We start from the raw sequence: 324 nt of genomic DNA, 5'->3' as shown, positions 1-324 counted from the left end.
GTCGGTTTTCAAGACCGATCCCTTCAGCCAGACTTGGGTATTCCTCCGGAATATGTTGATGGTGGACCTTGCAGGACTCGAACCTGCGACCGGACGGTTATGAGCCGTCTGCTCTAACCAACTGAGCTAAAGGTCCTAAATATAGCGGCAGAGGGAGTCGAACCCACGACCTTTCGGGTATGAACCGAGTGCTCTAGCCAACTGAGCTACACCGCCAAGAATTTTACTTTATTAATATGGTGGAGCCTAGCGGGATCGAACCGCTGACCTCCTGCGTGCAAGGCAGGCGCTCTCCCAGCTGAGCTAAGGCCCCATTTTTTGGAC

General features: G+C 53.4%; 3 tRNA genes. All 3 read right to left on the bottom strand.

Annotation, left to right across the window (positions count from 1 at the left end):
- Positions 1-59 precede the first annotated feature (59 nt).
- The 3 genes from OR571_RS06630 to OR571_RS06620 all read right to left on the bottom strand — a co-directional run bounded on the left by OR571_RS06630 (position 60) and on the right by OR571_RS06620 (position 313).
- Positions 60-136: transfer RNA gene (locus OR571_RS06630), tRNA-Ile, on the bottom strand.
- Between the two features lie 6 nt (positions 137-142).
- A tRNA-Met gene (locus OR571_RS06625) sits at positions 143-216 on the bottom strand.
- A 21-nt stretch (positions 217-237) separates the two neighbouring features.
- Positions 238-313, bottom strand: a tRNA-Ala gene (locus tag OR571_RS06620).
- Between the last annotated feature and the right edge of the window lie 11 nt (positions 314-324).

Origin of the sequence: Psychrobacillus sp. NEAU-3TGS (genome assembly GCF_029955155.1) — a bacterium.
In the GTDB taxonomy this organism is placed as follows: Bacteria; Bacillota; Bacilli; order Bacillales_A; family Planococcaceae; genus Psychrobacillus.
This window is presented reverse-complemented; position numbering and strand designations above follow the sequence as displayed.